The sequence below is a fragment of the Nocardioides sp. NPDC004968 genome (assembly GCF_040608935.1).
Taxonomy (GTDB): domain Bacteria; phylum Actinomycetota; class Actinomycetes; order Propionibacteriales; family Nocardioidaceae; genus Nocardioides.
Genome location: NZ_JBEXJF010000004.1, coordinates 148,241 through 162,865 on the forward strand (window position 1 = coordinate 148,241; position 14,625 = coordinate 162,865).

Below are 14,625 nucleotides of genomic sequence, written 5' to 3' on the forward strand. Positions count from 1 at the left end.
CGAAGGGTGACAACGACTTCGCCTGAAACGACCCCGTCCCCGACCAGCTCCTCCCAGGGCCGAGCGGCGCCGGTGGTCGCGCTCGCCGCCGGGATCGCGATCCTGGTCTCGAGCGAGTTCCTGCCCGCGGGTGTGCTGCCCACGATGGCGCGCGACCTCGGGATCAGCGAGGGGACGGCCGGGCTCGCGGTGGCCGCGACGGCGATCGCCGGGGCCGCGACCGCACCGACCATCGCCATGATCCTTCCCCGGATGGACCGGCGTACGTTGCTGGTCGGCCTGCTGGTCGCCGCGGCCGTCGCCAACCTGGCGGTCGCGATATCCCCCGGTTTCATCGTCCTGCTCCTCGGCAGGCTCGTGCTGGGCGCGGCGATCGCCGGCTACTGGTCCTTCGCCTTCGCCGTCGGGACGTACGCCTCGCCGGGCCGCGACCACGTCATCTCGACCTCGATCGCACTGGGCGTCACGGTGGCCACGATCGTCGGCCTGCCGCTGGGCTCACTGCTCGCCGACGGCCCCGGCTGGCGCTGGGGGTTCGCGGCCGCAGCGGTGCTGAGCCTGGTCTCCGCCGCCGCGCTGGCCCGGGCGCTGCCGCCGGTGCCGGCCCACCCGTCGGCCGGGCTGACCATGATGCGTCAGGCGCTCCGCAACCCACGGCTGGTCGCCGGGGTGGTCCTGGTCGTCGTGGTGGTGCTCGGCAACTTCGTGGCGTACCCGTTCATCCGGATCGCGATCTCGGCGACCTCGCCCGGCGACGGCATGTGGATGCTGGCGCTGTGGGGTCTCGGCGGGCTCTTCGGCAACCTCGCGGCCGGCCGGTTCGCTCACCGGCTGCGGGTCGTCGTCACCGTCGCGCCGCTCCTCCTCGCGGGCGGGTTGGTGCTGACCTTCCTCGCCGAGAGCACGCCGGTCATGGCGCTGGCCATGATCGTGTGGGGCTTCGGGTTCAACCTGGTGCCGGTCGGCACGCAGCTGTGGGTCACCCGCGTCGAGCCCGAGCGCACCGAGTCGGCGCTGGCGCTCCAGGTGACCGCGTTCCAGATCGCGATCACCCTCGGGGCGGCGCTAGGAGGCGCGGTCCTCGATGAGTACGGCGTCGGGCGGGTGCTCCTCATCGGAGCGGTCGGTGCGGTGATCGCCGCGGCGGGCTTCGGCGCGGTCCGCGTCCCGCGTGGTTGAAGCGTCCCGCCACGCCTGCGGCCCGGTCCCGTGGACGGTGGTGAAGGCGCGGCTGAACGCCGCGCCCGAGCCATAGCCCACGGCGTACGCCACCTGCTCGACCGGACGGTCACCGCCGGCCAGCAGGTGGCGGGCCGCGCGCATCCGCACGTCCCGCAGCGCCTCGCTCGGGCTCTGCCCCAGGCTGCGCCGGAACCGCTCCCCCAGCGCCGACCTCGACAGGTGCACGGACTCCGCCATCGCCTCGACCGACCAGGCCCGTCCCGGATCCGCGATCAGCGCGGACAGCACCTGCGCCACCGTCGGGTCGAGGACGGGCGCGGGACCATCGGTGCCGCGCCCGGTGTCCTCGAGCCAGGAGGCCGTCATCGCCGCGCCGAGCAGCGACGCGTAGCCCGACGCGAACAGCGCCGACGGCCGGCACGGCCCCGCCAGCGGACAGCGCCGCACCAGCTCCGCCACCCCGCCGTGGCGACCGACGAAGTCGCGCACGACCAGCGGGTTGGCGATCGGGTACGCCACCGCGACCGCCCGCAGATCGGCCCGCGTCACCGCGGCCCCGTCGTGGGTCGCCAGCCGGTGCCTGACCTGGCCCCCGACCAGAGCCGCATCCCCCGCGCGGAGCAGGTGCGACTGCCCGGCGGCCGTCAGCACGACCGTGCCGTCGTCGACGAGCAACCAGGTGGCGGAGCGTACGTCCTCACCGGCGGAGCCGGCGGCCAGCTGCTCCTGGTAGGCGAGCGTCATCTCCCACGACGGGCGGTCCTCGTTCACATCAGCCCCAGCGTGCGAACGCCATCGGGCTATTCCCGAAGGCCGGTCGACGGCGCGTCAACCGTGCAGGGCGCGATACGCCGACAGGGCGCCGGGGTGGAGGGGGATCCGCCCCGTCTGGATCATCGTGGCGGGCTCCAGATATTGAAGCCCTCGGACGAAGTCCGGGATCAGCAGGTCCGCACGGCTGACCATGACGTCGACGATCTCCCGCGCCACTCGGTGCGGTAGGTCGCGGCGCGCCAACAGCAGATTGGGAACGCCGATCGTCGTGCCACCGGCGGGAGGACCGTAGTCGACCGGTGGCACCTTCCGGGTCGAGTAGCGGTAGCCGGACTGTCGTGACATCGGAGCGGCGAGCGCGCCGAGATCGATCATCCGGAGCGGCCGCTGACCCCCCGCCTTGCTGATCGTGGGCGTCGGGATCCCGCCGGACCAGAACACGGCGTCGACATCGTCCTCGACCAGCCGGCCCAGACCGGCAGCCAGCCCCATGTACCTCACCGTGAGATCACGGGTTCGCAGACCAGCTGCCTCCAGGAGCACGACAGCGGTCACGGCGGCGCCGGACCCGGCGGCTCCGAGCACGACGCGCCGTCCACGAAGGTCGCCGACCTCGCGGATCGGACTGTCGTCGGTCACGAGGAGCTGCAGATAGTTCTCATAGATACGCGCCAACGCCACCGGACGCTCCGCTTCGGGCATGTCGGCGACGATCCGATCGAGGCCGTCCTCGAGGGCGAGCCCGAGCGCGGCCTCGCCGTCCCTGAGGAGACGTACGTTGTCGAGACTTCCCTCCGTCGACAGGACCGTCGGCTCCAGCCCAGGACTCACGGCACGCAGCTGATCGGCGAGCAGGCCCGCGAAGACCGCATAGGTCCCGTACTCCGTCCCGGCAGCGATCGTGACGGGCGACGTCTCGGTGCGGCATCCCGCCAAGGACGCCACCGTCGGCGCGACGGCGGCGGCGGTGACCGTTCGCACCAGCGTCCGCCTCGTCAGCTGCCCACCCAGCCAGGTCACGACGCCACTCGCAGCGAGAACTCGGCAATCGTCCCGACCGGTTCGGCGGGCCGCAGGCGTACGCGCCCGCCGTTGGCGCCGGCGAGCTCCTCGGCGATCGCCAGCCCGAGGCCGGATCCCGTCCGCTGGTCGCCGGATCGCCAGAACCGCTCGGTGGCCTGGTGCCACTCGTCGGGTTCGAGCCCGGGACCGTCGTCACGGACCCAGCCGACGACTCCGTCGGCGGTCTCGGTCGCCGAGAGCTCGACGTGGGCGCCCGGACCGGCATAGCGGATGGCGTTGTCGATGAGGACGTCGAGGATCTGGTCGAGCACCCCGGCCACCTCCACCTCTGGCAGGTCTCTCGTGACCTCCAAGGACTGCCCCGCCGCTTCCGCGGCCGGCCGCCAGGCCTCGACGCGCTCACGGATGACGGTGCCCACCACCTGGTTCGTGACCGTCACGCGTCCACCGGCACGGGCCACCCCGGCCTCCTGGGCCCGCGCCAGCGACATCAGCTGGTCGAGGAGCGTCTCCAGGCGCTCCAGCTCCTTGGTCAGACCCGCATAGGCCCGCTCACCGGTGCTGTTCAGATGTGACTCCAGTCCGTCGGCTCGCAGGCGCAGCGCCGCCAGCGGGTTGCGCAGCTGATGCGACGCGTCGGCGACCAGCTGACGCTGCTGCTCCAGGGACCTGTCGACGGCCGCACCCATGCGATTGAACTCTGCGACCAGACCGCGGAGCTCCGCCGGGCCGGTAGCGAGCACATCCGCGCTGCGGTCCCCGTGAGTGATCGTGCGCGCCGCTGCCTCGAGCGAGTGCACCGGACGCATGGTCCATCGCGACAGCCGCCTGGTCAGCGCCGCGGCCAGCAGCAGGAGCGCCAGCGCCCCGACCGCGATGAGCGCCCAGTCCCGCCTGACCTGTGCGGCGGCAGCCGAGGTGTCGACGCGAGTCAATGCGTACGACCTGACCTCGCCGTCCTCGCGGCCCGGCGCTCCGCGCAGCGGGTCCGCGGTGGTCCAGGGCAGGATCCGACGCATCGCGACGGGAGGAACGCCCACCAGTCCGATACGCAGCGCTCCCCTGACCGAGGCGGCACCGGTGTCGAGGTCGCCTGCGAGCGAGAGCTCCTGGCCGTCGGCATCGACGACGAGGACCGGCTCCTCGTAGACGTCGTGGTACCGATCGACCAGCTCTGCGACCGGCTGGCCGGAGGCCGCTGCCTCCGCGATCACCGCCATCTGCCGGTCCCGCTCGGACGCGAGCCGGGCGGTACGCCGGTCAGCGAGCGTGGCCGCCAGCGGAAACGACAGCGCCAGGAGCGTCCCGAGCAGGAGCAGGCCGACAACGACCTGTACCCGACGCTCCATCACCCGACTTCTCCCCTTCTCGATCAGCCGAGCCGGAAGCCGTAGCCGCGCACCGTTTGCAGCGGCAGGTCCCGACCCAACTTGCTGCGAAGCGCGGTCACGAAGAAGTCCAGCGACCGCGACTTGCCGACCGCCGGCGTACCCCACACCTGGAGCAGCAGCTCGTCGCGACTCACCGCCTCGCCGGTCCGAGCGATCAGCGCAGCCAGCAGATCGAACTCCGTAGCGGTCACCGAGACCGGGGACCCACCACGGTGAACGGTGCGCGCTGCGACGTCGACGCTCAGCTCGCCCAACGTGACCACACGCTCGGCCGGCCGCGGTTCGGCCGAGGCCATCCGGCTCCGCCGAACCAGCGCGTGGACGCGCGCGAGCAGCACCGCCCTGCCGACCGGCTTCACCAGGTAGTCGTCGGCGCCGGCACGCAGGCCGAGGACGACAGACCCGTCACTGTCACGGGCCGTGAGCACGAGCACCGGAACCGTCGAGACCCGCCGCACCGTACGCAGGAAGTCGAGCCCGTCCATGTCCGGCAGGCCGAGATCGAGCACCACGAGGTCGGCCCCGGCGATCTGGTGCAGGCCATCGTCGCCGCGGCTGCAGTGGGTCGGGGTCCACCCCACGTCCTGGAAGGCGTCCACCAACGCCTCCGCAACGCTCGGGTCGTCCTCGACCACCAGAATCCGCACGGAGCAAACCTAACGTGGTGCGGTGATCAGAGCGCGCCGGTGATGACGACGCGGACCTGATGCACTGCCAGTGCCAGGAAGGCGAGTGCGCACAGGCCCATCACGACGTTCGAGGAGATCCGGTTGCGCCATTCGCGCGGCACCCGGTCGGTGTTGAGGATCCACAGGAGCGTGATGGCGAGGAACGGCATGAAGAGCGCCCCGAGCACACCGTAGGCGAGGATCAGATAGACCGGCTGGTCCAGGAACAGGGCGATGATCGGCGGGAACGTCAACCACAGGATGTACGTGCGGTACCAGATGCCGCCGGCCATCCGCTCGGGCGCGTCCTCGGGTGCCTTCCGCACGTGACCGGCGAAGTCGGCGAACATGAGGCTGACCCCGTGCCACACCCCCACCAGCGAGCTCAGCGCGGCGGAGAGGAAGCCGATCAGGAAGATCGTTCCGGCGGCCGGGCCGTACCGATCCTCGAGGACGTTCCCGATATCGAGCATCCCCTTGTCGCCGGTGTCGACCGCGATGCCTGCCGAGTACAGCAGCTCGGCCCCGACGATGAGCGTGGAGACGACGAAGATTCCGGTCACCACGTACGCGACCGAGTTGTCGATGCGCATCACCCGCATGAACGCCGGGGTCGCCCAGCCCTTCTCACGCAGCCAGTAGCCGTACGCGGCAAGCGTGATCGTCCCGCCGACACCGCCGGCGACGCTCAGGATGTTGAGCAGCGACCCGTCCGGAATCCGAGGCACCAGGCCGACGGCGAGGTCGGGCAGGTTCGGCACCGTGAGCGCGGCAGCGGCGACCATCGAGATGAACATCAGCAGCACCATGATGCTGAGCGCCTTCTCGAAGAGTCCGTAGCGGCCGGTCCAGACCAGCGCGAGGCCGAAGAGCCCGGCGATGATGCCCCAGGCCTTCACCGACAGCACCGGCAACAGAGCGTGGGCGGCGAGCCCGGTGCCGGACATGGCGGCAGCCCCGTACACGAAGCCCCAGATGATGAGGTACGGCCCGAAGTAGGCGTGGGTCCAGCGGCCCAGGCTGCTCCAGCCCTCGTAGATCGTGCGTCCGGTCGCCAGGCTGTAGCGGCCGGCTCCCTCGACGAGCACGACCTTCATCAGGCATCCGAGCACGACGGCCCAGAGCAGCGCATAGCCGTACTTGCTGCCCGCGATCATGGTGGCGACCAGGTCGGCGGCGCCGACACCGGTCGCGGCGACGACCAGGCCGGGTCCGATCAAGCGCCAGCGAGGGACGGCCCCTGCGGACTTGTCATCGATGACAGTCATCAGTTGTAACTCCTCGGTCTTCTCCGGGTGGAGTCACCCGGACGCCCGACTATGTGACGGTCGACACAGTCACGTCCACGAGGAGAGGCCCTGAGCGGGCTTTCCTTACACAACCCAATGAAATCGGGCCTCGCCCGCGGTTCACCCGAGCGCCTGGTTGCCGACGACCGTCGCCAGCGCCAGGCGCTCGGCGTCCTCGGTGCCGGGTTCGGCGGTGTAGACCATGATCCGCAGGTCCTCGACGGCGACGGTCAGGGTGTCGCAGTCGAGCGCGATCCGGCCGACCGTGGGGTGGTCGATGATCTTGTGTCGCGCCGGTTCGTGGTGTCGGGACGGGTCGGTGCTCTCCCACAGGTCCGCGAAGCGGAGGCTGGCAGCGCGCAGGTCCTCGATGAGCCGTCGCAGTCGCTGGTCCCCGGGGTAGCGGGCAGTGGTGAGGCGCAGGTCGGCGACCAGACCCGCCTGCAGCGCCTCGGTCTCCGCCCGGGTGGAGACGGCTCGGCTGCTCTCGAGGACGATGTTGCGCCATACCGCGTTGCGCTCTCGGCCGCGCCAGGTCGTCGTCGCACCCATCAGCGCGTCGTACGCCTCGTTGGCGATCACCAGGTTCCACGCGGCGTCGTAGACCACGACCGGGGTGTGCGCCAGCCGGTCCAGAAGACGCTGCACGCTCGGCGAGACCCGCGAGGAGATCACCTCCCTCCCGGGGGTGACGTGCCCGGCGAGACGGAACAGCACGTCGCGGTCCGCGTCCGGGAGCCGGAGCGCACGGGCGAGTGCCTCGACCACCTGCGCCGACGGCGAGGTCGCCCGGCCCTGCTCGAGCCTGGTCAGGTAGTCGACCGAGATGCCCGACAGGTGCGCGACCTCCTCGCGCCGCAGACCGGTCGCCCGGCGACGGCCGCCGGCCGGCAATCCGACGGTGGCGGGCTCCACGCGATCACGCCAACCGCGCAGCATGCGACCGAACTCCGATGACTCCACCCCACCAGTCTCCGCCACGGCGGCGCCGATGTCCTGGCCCTGCCAGTCCTACGAAAACCGGACCGCTTCCTGGACCCGCGTCCCCGGCGCAGCCTGGAGGCATGACCACAACACTGATCACCGGGGCCAACAAGGGCCTCGGCGAGGAAACCGCCCGCCGCCTTCTCGCCGCGGGGCACACCGTCTACATCGGAGCCCGTGACGAGGCCCGGGGCCGGGCCGCGGCCACCGAGCTCGGCGCCCGGTTCGTACGCATCGACGTCACCGACGATGCCTCCGTCACCTCCGCTGCCGAGCAGATCGCCGCCGACGGCGGCCTGGACGTACTCGTCAACAACGCCGGCGTGGAGCCGCGACTGGCCGAAAACGCCATCCCCACCGCCGCCGACGAGAGCGTCGAGGACGTACGTGCCACCTTCGAGACCAACCTGTTCGGCGGGCTCCGGGTGACCCAGACCTTCGTCCCGCTGCTGCTGAAGTCGCCGGCACCCGTCGTCGTCAACGTCTCCAGCGGCCTCGCCTCACTGGGCATGCTGAGCGATCCCGACGGCTTCACCTACTTCTACCGGGGCCTGAGCTACCCGGCGTCCAAGGCCGCCGTCAACGCCACCACCATCCAGCTCGCCAAGGCCTACCCGACCATCCGGATCAACGCGGTCGAACCCGGCTTCACCGACACGGACCTCAACGGCCACACCGGCACCCAGAGCGTCCAGGAAGGTGCCGAGATCATCGTCCGGATGGCACAGGTCGGCCCGGACGGCCCGACCGGAACATTCGTCTCCGGCCACGGCCCGCTCCCCTACTGAGCGTCGAGCAGCGGCAGTACGTCGGCGATGGAGGAGACCACGCGGGTCGGCCGGAACGGGAAGGTCTCGACCTGCTCGGGCCTGGTCGACCCGGTCTCGACGAGGATGGTGCGCATCCCGGCCTCGAGGCCGCTGATGATGTCGGTGTCCATCCGGTCGCCGATCATCACGGTCGTCTCGGAATGGGCCTCGAGCTGGTTGAGGGCGCTGCGCATCATCAGCGGGTTGGGCTTGCCGATGAAGTAGGGCGCCCGGTTGGTCGCGGCGCTGATCAGCGCGGCGACGGAGCCGGTCGCGGGCAGCGTGCCCTGCGGGCTCGGCCCGCTCGGGTCGGGGTTGGTGGCGATGAACCGCGCGCCGCCCTCGATCAGCCGGATCGCCCGGGTGATCGCCTCGAACGAGTAGGTGCGGGTCTCGCCGAGCACGACGTAATCAGGGTCGTTCTCCGTCATCACGTAGCCGACCGCGTGCAGCGCGGTCGTCAGACCGGCCTCCCCGACGACGTACGCCGATCCATCCGGTCGCTGGTCGGCGAGGAACTGCGCGGTCGCGAGCGCCGAGGTCCAGATCGACTTCTCCGGGACGTCGAGACCGGACCGGAGCAGCCTTACCCGCAGGTCCCGTGGGGTGTAGATCGAGTTGTTGGTCAGCACCATGAACGGCACCGAATTCTCGGTGAGCTTCGCCAGGAACTCGGCGGCGCCGGGGATCGGCTCCTCCTCACGCACGAGGACACCGTCCATGTCGGTCAGCCAGGTGTTGATGGGGCGCTCGTCGATCACGGAGACATCCTCGCCGATCGCAGCCCAACCGCCAACCGTTGTCGCCGACTACTACTTTTCCCACCGGTCAATAGTGCTTTCGGCCACCCGGGAATGGTCTTCGGCCGGATGTTCCCGTCTTCCGATCAGCGAAGACTGACACCGTCACAGCACCATCCTCGGGAGGAACAAATGAAACGCATCTCAGTACCGCTCGCGGTCGCCGTCATCTCGCTGGCGGCCACATTGGCCCCAGGGGTCTCGCTGGCAGGTCCGGCCGCGGCACAGGCTGCGCCACCGGACACCATCAAGTGGGGCGGGTGCCCCGCCGAGATCTCTCCGGTGCCGATCCCGAAAGGGATGCAGTGCGGGACCCTGAAGGTCCCCCTGGACTACAGCGCCCCTGACGGCAAGACGATCGATATCGCGGTCTCACGGCTGGCGAGCACGAACCCCGACAAGCGACGCGGCATCCTGGTGACCAACCCCGGCGGCCCCGCCGCGGGCGAGGGCTACCCGGCGATGCTCGTCACGACCGGGCTCCCACAGAGCGTCCTGGACAGCTACGACGTGATCGGCTTCGACCCGCGCGGCATCGGCCGCAGCACGCCGGTGACGTGCGACCTCACCGCGGAGCAACAGCTGACCGGGAACATCCCGCCGTACGCGCTCGACGCCGCTGAGGTGACCGAGCGGGCGGCCATGAGCAAGCAGATCGCCCAGCAGTGCGCGACGTCCAAGACATCCTGGATGCTGCCGCACGTCAGCCCGGCCAACACCGCACGTGACATGGATCGGATCCGGACTGCGCTGGGCGAGTCGAAGCTGTCGTACGCCGGCGCCTCCTGGGGGACCCACCTGGGCGCGGTCTACACCACCCTGTTCCCGCAGCGCAGCGACCGGATCGTGCTCGACAGCAACCTGGGCCCGGGTGGTTGGGACTACGCGAGCGACCGGCTGTGGTCGAAGGGCGTCGAGGACACTTTCCCGGCCTTCGCTAAGTTCGCTGCGGCCAACCACCGCGAGTACGGCCTGGGCAAGACACCGGCGCAGGTACGAGCGAAGTTCTTCGAGCTCGCCGAGCGGCTGGAGAAGAAGCCGATCCCGACCCCGGACGGCCCCTTCGACCAGGTCGCGTTCCGGCTGATGAACTTCGGTCTCCTGTACGGCCCGACCCAGCTGCCGCTGCTGGCGGACATCTGGCAGGCGGTCGACGCGAACCAGCCGCCGCCACCGCTGCCCGGAGGCGGCGCCGTGAGCGACGTGGACAACCTCATCTCCGGTCGCTACTACATGATCTGCAACGACGCGCGCTGGCCGTCGTCGGTGGCGACCTACCAGCGCAACGTCGCGGTCGACCGGATCAGGTACCCGCTGTTCGGTGCAGCCGGAGCCAACATCACGCCGTGCGCGTACTGGCCGGATCCCGCCGAACCGCAGGTCCGGATCACCGATCAGGGTCCGTCCAACGTCCTGATGGTGCAGAACCTTCGCGACCCGGCGACACCGCTCAAGGGGGCGCGGGAGATGAGGGCGGCATTGGGCAAGCGGGCCACCATGGTGACCGCCGACCAGAGCGGCCACGGCGTCTACCCGGGCGGCAGGAACCGCTGCGCGAACCACGTGGTGACGACCTATCTGACCACGGGTGAGCGGCCGTTGCGCGACTACCACTGCTCGGCCGACGCCGCACCCCGCGCCGCGACACCCCCGATCGGCTAGCCGTCCAGTCTCCACCCGGCCAACCATTAGATTGGCCGGGTGGAGACCATCGACGGCGAGCCGGTGCTGGACCGGCCGACCGTGGCCGAGGTCGAGAAATTCTTTGAGGCGGCGGCCCCCGAGACACGTGCCGTGTGGCTGCGGCTGACCCGCAAGGGCGTCGAGCCGGCCTCGCTCTCCTCCGACGAGCTGGTCGACGTCGGCCTCTGCTTCGGCTGGATCTCCGCCGTACGCCGCAGAGGCGATGAGGCGACCTACCTGCAGCGCTACACCCGCCGCCGCCCGAGCTCGAAGTGGTCCCGGCTCAACATCTCCAAGGTCGAGCGTCTCACCGCCGAGGGTCGGATGCGGCCAGCCGGTCTGGCCGAGGTCGAGGCGGCGCAGGCCGACGGCCGCTGGGACAACCCCTGGACCTGACCCTCAGCTGCGCTCGAGCCTCTTCCTCAACCCGTTGGTCATCGAGCCGACCGCGACCGAGAGCAGAGCCCGAACGATGGGCGCCGTGGGTCCGGACGCCTTGGCCACCTCGACGGCGACGGTCCAGGTGAGCCGGGAGCCGGTCGGCGTCGACTCGACGACGTAGTCCTCCGCGAAGCGACGGATGCCGGGGCGGGTCGACTCGGCGACCGCGAAGGTCATCCGCTGGTTCTCGTCCCAGCGGTAGAACTTCTCGCGCACCGTGGCCACACCGCCCATGGTGACCTCGCGCACCGTGCCGACGCCGTACGGTCGCGAGCCGACCCACCGCGTCTTCGTGGCACCAGGACCCCACGAGACCACTGCGTCGTCTGCGGCAAGCGCCTCCCACAACGTCTCGACCGGAACGTCGACATCGAGCACCTTGGTGGTGACCGCGCGTGCGGTCCCCAGGAAGTCGTCGTCGGCGGGAACGAGGGGATACCAGCGGGTCATGGGCCAACCTTTGCGAGCTCGAGAAGAGGACGACTACATCTTCGTCGATACAGGATCGGCAGGACCGCAGCGGCGCGGCGAGACGATCAGGTCACTACGTGAGCAGGTCCATCAGTGCCTCAGCCTCTTCGGCGCAGGCGCCGCAGGCCTTCAGATGCACCTGCATGGGAAGGTCCACGTGATCCGGGTCCGCCAGCAACTGCTCGACGTAGGTGTCGATCTGGTCGAAGCAGTCGTCGCAGGACAAGTAGGGGTTGGTGTCGAGCAGCAGGCCGTCGAGAGCGACAGCGGACAGGCGGCGGTTTCTGTCGGTCATGGCGCGCTCCGCAGGGACGATTCTTCGAGATGGCCGCTGGCCAGCAGGGACGTACGTAGTCGCTGGCGGGCGTCGTGGAGTGTCTTGTACAGGGCGTTGCGGTTGGTGTTGAGCCGCTCGGCGAGCACGTCGATCGGCACCTGATCGATCAGCAGCGCCAGTGTGACCCGCCGCTGGTGGGGTGTCAGGACGGTGGCGATCGCGGCATGGACGGCCCGGGAGAGGTCATCCGCCTGCACGTATCCCTCGGGAGCGGCGCCGTCGTCCGGGACGTCGAACGAGTCCGGAAGCGCGACCTCCCGATGCCGCCAAGCCTGCCGCCGGACAGCGACACCGGCGTGCAGGACGCCGAACTTGTAGACCCAGGTGCTGAACCGGCTTCGCCCCTCGAAGGTGGCGAGCTTGCCGAGCACCGCGACCAAGGCGTCGTCGGCCGCCTGCTGCGCCAGGTCCTCCAGGTCCGCAGGCCCCGCGCCAGGCAGCTGGCTCCGCAGGCGCCACACCTGATGTCGGGTTGCCCGCAGCAGCAGGTCATGGAGACTGCGCTGAGCGACATGCCCCGGAGGCCCGGGGTCGTTCAGATCATTCACCCAGGGCTCGTTCGACGCTACGCCGATCTCAGCCATGCCACCCTGCACGATGTTCATGATCCCACCTCGCCCGGCGACGGAGCCACGATCCTGACAGCCAGCTCCGGCGGGCACCCGCGATCCACCAGCTGCAGCAGCGCGTGCAGGTCGAGGCGTACGTCCGCGGCCACCTTCGAGGCCAAGTCGTCCGGAAAGCCGGCGCCGAGCAGGCTTCGCCGACGCCACGCCACCGCCTCCTCGAAAGCCTGGCGCGAGCGCAGGGCGCGGTCCCGCTTCTGCAGCTTCACGACTGATTGGTGTCGCGAGCAGCGAAGTTCTTACCGGGCGAACCGAACTTCTTGGACGGCGGTAAGACGCGGACGAGTCGATGACACACATGCAGCAAAGGCACCCGGGGATGTCCCGAGCATTGCCTTCATCCGCCTCTCCGAAAGGGAGCACTCATGACCAGCCACACATCCGAGACCTCGATCACCAGGTCGATCACCGAATCCTCCGGCAGCGACCGCGCCTTCTTCCTGCTGCGTACGGTCTTCGTCATCGCCCCGATCGCGTTCGGACTCGACAAGTTCGCCGAAGTCCTCACCGAATGGGACCGCTACCTCGCACCCTGGATCGACGACATCGTTCCCGGCACCGCGCACCAGGCGATGCTGGCGGTCGGCATCATCGAGATCGTGGCCGGCATCGTCGTCGCGATCATCCCTCGCTACGGCGCACTGCTGGTCGCCGCCTGGCTGGCCGGGATCATCGTCAACCTCGTCTCGATGGGCGAGTTCTACGACGTCGCTCTGCGCGACTTCGGCCTGCTGGTCGGGGCGCTCGCCCTCGCCGCCCTCGCCTTCGGCCGCAAGCGGAACGCTGCCTGATCGACCAGTGCGCCCCGGGCTCAGTCAGCCAGACGCAGGTCGCCCTCGGCCCGGGGCGGCAGGTTGGAGAGGGCGGCCTGGACGAGCGCGACGCGTGCCTTGACCGTGACCGCCCGGCGGAGCCGGCCGACGTCGTCACCGATGTTGCGCTCGACGGACTCGCGGATCTGCTCCTCCGGGAAGATCGGGCGACCACCGACCGGGACCTCGATGTCAGGGAGGTCGGTGAGCACCGGGAAGATCTGGGTGCCGATGCTGTCCAGGAGCTTGAAGCGCTGGAAGCGGTCGGTCTCGTCCCAGACCTTGTCGATGTCGGCACCGCCCTTGCGGAACCTCCGGCCGGAGGCCAGGACGGACTTGGCCGTCCCGGTCAGGGCCACGGTGAGCTCATGCTCGGTCAATCGCATGCGCCAAGCATGCCCGCAACCAGCCCGGACATCTCCCCCGGGCCGATTACCCTTCGATAACGCCTGCTCCCAAATATCAAGCGCAGATATCAGGCGCAGATATCAGGCGGCGTTGAAGGTCGCCGGGTCCGGGCCGGTGCGGCCCTCGCTCTCCAGCGCGTCGATCGCGGCCAGGTCGGCGTCGGTGAGATCGAACCCGAACACGTCGAGGTTCTGGGCGATCCGCGACGGGGTCACCGACTTGGGGATGACGATCCGGCTCTGCTGGAGATGCCAGCGCAGGATCACCTGGGCAGGAGTGCGGCCGAGTCGGTCGGCGATCGCGGTGATCGCCGGGTCCTGGAGCATCGCGCCCTGAGCGAGCGGGCTCCAGGCCTCGGTGGCGATCCCGAGCCCGTCGTCGGCAGCGACCGTCGCGCGCTGCTGAAGCGCCGGGTGCAGCTCGATCTGGTTGACCGCCGGCACCGTGCCGCCGAGCCCGACGATCCGGTCCAGGTGCTCGGGCAGGAAGTTCGAGACGCCGATCGCGCGGGTCCGCCCCGCGGCGTACAGCTCCTCGAGGCCCTGCCAGGCACCGACGTACAGGTCGCGGGCGGGGGTGGGCCAGTGGATCAGGTAGAGGTCGACCTGGTCGAGACCGAGGAGCTCGAGGCTCTTCTCGTACGCCTCGACCGGCCGCTCGTGGTCGGAGTTCCAGAGCTTCGTGGTGATGAAGAGCTCCTCGCGGGCGATGCCCGACTTCGCGAGCGCGCGGCCGACGCCGGCCTCGTTGCCGTAGACCGCCGCGGTGTCGATGCTGCGGTAGCCGGCCTCGAGCGCCGCGGTCACGGCCGCCTCGGTCTCGTCGTCGGGCACCTGGAAGACGCCGTAGCCGAGCTGCGGCATCGCGACGCCGTTGTTCAGGGTGATGGTCGGGATGGTCATGAGACTTCCTTCTCTGAGATGGGTG

18 protein-coding genes are annotated in these 14,625 nt (G+C 70.0%); 5 read left to right on the plus strand and 13 right to left on the minus strand.

All coding sequences use genetic code 11. The annotated features are described in order from the left end of the window. The first annotated feature begins 6 nt into the window (after nucleotides 1–6). On the plus strand, nucleotides 7–1,179 hold the full coding sequence (locus ABZU72_RS07460; RefSeq protein WP_355018225.1) for an MFS transporter: 1,173 nt from the start codon (nucleotides 7–9) through the stop codon (nucleotides 1,177–1,179). Here ABZU72_RS07460 and ABZU72_RS07465 read toward each other — a convergent pair. The 6 genes from ABZU72_RS07465 to ABZU72_RS07490 all read right to left on the minus strand — a co-directional run bounded on the left by ABZU72_RS07465 (nucleotide 1,066) and on the right by ABZU72_RS07490 (nucleotide 7,290). Then, the gene (locus tag ABZU72_RS07465; RefSeq protein ID WP_355018226.1) at nucleotides 1,066–1,953 is read right to left on the minus strand and encodes an AraC family transcriptional regulator; all 888 of its coding nucleotides are present in this window, start codon (nucleotides 1,951–1,953) and stop codon (nucleotides 1,066–1,068) included. The genes ABZU72_RS07460 and ABZU72_RS07465 overlap by 114 nt on opposite strands. A gap of 57 nt (nucleotides 1,954–2,010) precedes the next feature. After that, on the minus strand, nucleotides 2,011–2,937 hold the full coding sequence (locus ABZU72_RS07470) for a TAXI family TRAP transporter solute-binding subunit (protein WP_355018227.1): 927 nt from the start codon (nucleotides 2,935–2,937) through the stop codon (nucleotides 2,011–2,013). Between the two features lie 35 nt (nucleotides 2,938–2,972). After that, complete coding sequence (locus ABZU72_RS07475) at nucleotides 2,973–4,328, minus strand: HAMP domain-containing sensor histidine kinase (protein ID WP_355018228.1); 1,356 nt, start codon at nucleotides 4,326–4,328, stop codon at nucleotides 2,973–2,975. A 23-nt stretch (nucleotides 4,329–4,351) separates the two neighbouring features. Then, the gene (locus ABZU72_RS07480; protein ID WP_355018229.1) at nucleotides 4,352–5,017 is read right to left on the minus strand and encodes a response regulator transcription factor; all 666 of its coding nucleotides are present in this window, start codon (nucleotides 5,015–5,017) and stop codon (nucleotides 4,352–4,354) included. Between the two features lie 26 nt (nucleotides 5,018–5,043). Then, nucleotides 5,044–6,306 carry an Nramp family divalent metal transporter gene (locus ABZU72_RS07485; protein ID WP_355018230.1) on the minus strand — a complete coding sequence of 421 codons (1,263 nt, stop codon included), beginning with the start codon at nucleotides 6,304–6,306 and terminating at the stop codon, nucleotides 5,044–5,046. A 141-nt stretch (nucleotides 6,307–6,447) separates the two neighbouring features. Further along, on the minus strand, nucleotides 6,448–7,290 hold the full coding sequence (locus ABZU72_RS07490) for a helix-turn-helix transcriptional regulator (protein ID WP_355018231.1): 843 nt from the start codon (nucleotides 7,288–7,290) through the stop codon (nucleotides 6,448–6,450). A 101-nt stretch (nucleotides 7,291–7,391) separates the two neighbouring features. Here ABZU72_RS07490 and ABZU72_RS07495 point away from each other — a divergent pair, with 101 nt between their 5' ends. Next, the gene (locus ABZU72_RS07495) at nucleotides 7,392–8,099 is read left to right on the plus strand and encodes an SDR family NAD(P)-dependent oxidoreductase (RefSeq protein WP_355018232.1); all 708 of its coding nucleotides are present in this window, start codon (nucleotides 7,392–7,394) and stop codon (nucleotides 8,097–8,099) included. On the opposite strand, the gene ABZU72_RS07500 is transcribed toward ABZU72_RS07495, so the two are convergent. After that, the gene (locus ABZU72_RS07500; RefSeq protein ID WP_355018299.1) at nucleotides 8,093–8,842 is read right to left on the minus strand and encodes an HAD-IIA family hydrolase; all 750 of its coding nucleotides are present in this window, start codon (nucleotides 8,840–8,842) and stop codon (nucleotides 8,093–8,095) included. The genes ABZU72_RS07495 and ABZU72_RS07500 overlap by 7 nt on opposite strands. Before the next feature lie 210 nt (nucleotides 8,843–9,052). On the opposite strand from ABZU72_RS07500, the gene ABZU72_RS07505 reads away from it, so the two are divergent. Both ABZU72_RS07505 and ABZU72_RS07510 read left to right on the plus strand, forming a co-directional pair. Further along, nucleotides 9,053–10,582 carry an alpha/beta hydrolase gene (locus ABZU72_RS07505; RefSeq protein ID WP_355018233.1) on the plus strand — a complete coding sequence of 510 codons (1,530 nt, stop codon included), beginning with the start codon at nucleotides 9,053–9,055 and terminating at the stop codon, nucleotides 10,580–10,582. A gap of 39 nt (nucleotides 10,583–10,621) precedes the next feature. Continuing rightward, a complete protein-coding gene (locus tag ABZU72_RS07510) occupies nucleotides 10,622–10,999 on the plus strand; it encodes a hypothetical protein (RefSeq protein ID WP_355018234.1) in 378 nt (125 codons plus the stop codon). Between the two features lie 3 nt (nucleotides 11,000–11,002). On the opposite strand, the gene ABZU72_RS07515 is transcribed toward ABZU72_RS07510, so the two are convergent. The 4 genes from ABZU72_RS07515 to ABZU72_RS07530 form a co-directional block, all read right to left on the minus strand. Beyond that, the gene (locus ABZU72_RS07515; protein ID WP_355018235.1) at nucleotides 11,003–11,494 is read right to left on the minus strand and encodes an SRPBCC family protein; all 492 of its coding nucleotides are present in this window, start codon (nucleotides 11,492–11,494) and stop codon (nucleotides 11,003–11,005) included. 94 nt (nucleotides 11,495–11,588) lie between these two features. Beyond that, nucleotides 11,589–11,810 carry a hypothetical protein gene (locus tag ABZU72_RS07520; protein WP_355018236.1) on the minus strand — a complete coding sequence of 74 codons (222 nt, stop codon included), beginning with the start codon at nucleotides 11,808–11,810 and terminating at the stop codon, nucleotides 11,589–11,591. Then, nucleotides 11,807–12,457, minus strand: a complete 651-nt coding sequence (locus tag ABZU72_RS07525; RefSeq protein ID WP_355018237.1) for a sigma-70 family RNA polymerase sigma factor — start codon at nucleotides 12,455–12,457, stop codon at nucleotides 11,807–11,809. Before ABZU72_RS07525 ends, ABZU72_RS07520 begins: the two co-directional genes overlap by 4 nt. Then, nucleotides 12,454–12,687 carry a hypothetical protein gene (locus ABZU72_RS07530; RefSeq protein ID WP_355018238.1) on the minus strand — a complete coding sequence of 78 codons (234 nt, stop codon included), beginning with the start codon at nucleotides 12,685–12,687 and terminating at the stop codon, nucleotides 12,454–12,456. The genes ABZU72_RS07525 and ABZU72_RS07530 overlap by 4 nt, the downstream gene beginning before the upstream one ends. Before the next feature lie 156 nt (nucleotides 12,688–12,843). On the opposite strand from ABZU72_RS07530, the gene ABZU72_RS07535 reads away from it, so the two are divergent. Next, nucleotides 12,844–13,269: a hypothetical protein gene (locus ABZU72_RS07535; protein ID WP_355018239.1), complete on the plus strand. Its 426-nt coding sequence runs from the start codon at nucleotides 12,844–12,846 to the stop codon at nucleotides 13,267–13,269. A gap of 20 nt (nucleotides 13,270–13,289) precedes the next feature. Here ABZU72_RS07535 and ABZU72_RS07540 read toward each other — a convergent pair whose 3' ends face one another. Both ABZU72_RS07540 and ABZU72_RS07545 read right to left on the minus strand, forming a co-directional pair. Next, nucleotides 13,290–13,676 (minus strand): hypothetical protein, encoded by a 387-nt coding sequence (locus ABZU72_RS07540; protein WP_355018240.1) that lies wholly within the window; start codon nucleotides 13,674–13,676, stop codon nucleotides 13,290–13,292. Between the two features lie 102 nt (nucleotides 13,677–13,778). After that, entirely contained in the window at nucleotides 13,779–14,600 is an 822-nt protein-coding gene (locus ABZU72_RS07545) for an aldo/keto reductase (protein WP_355018241.1), read from the minus strand. Nucleotides 14,601–14,625: the final 25 nt, after the last annotated feature.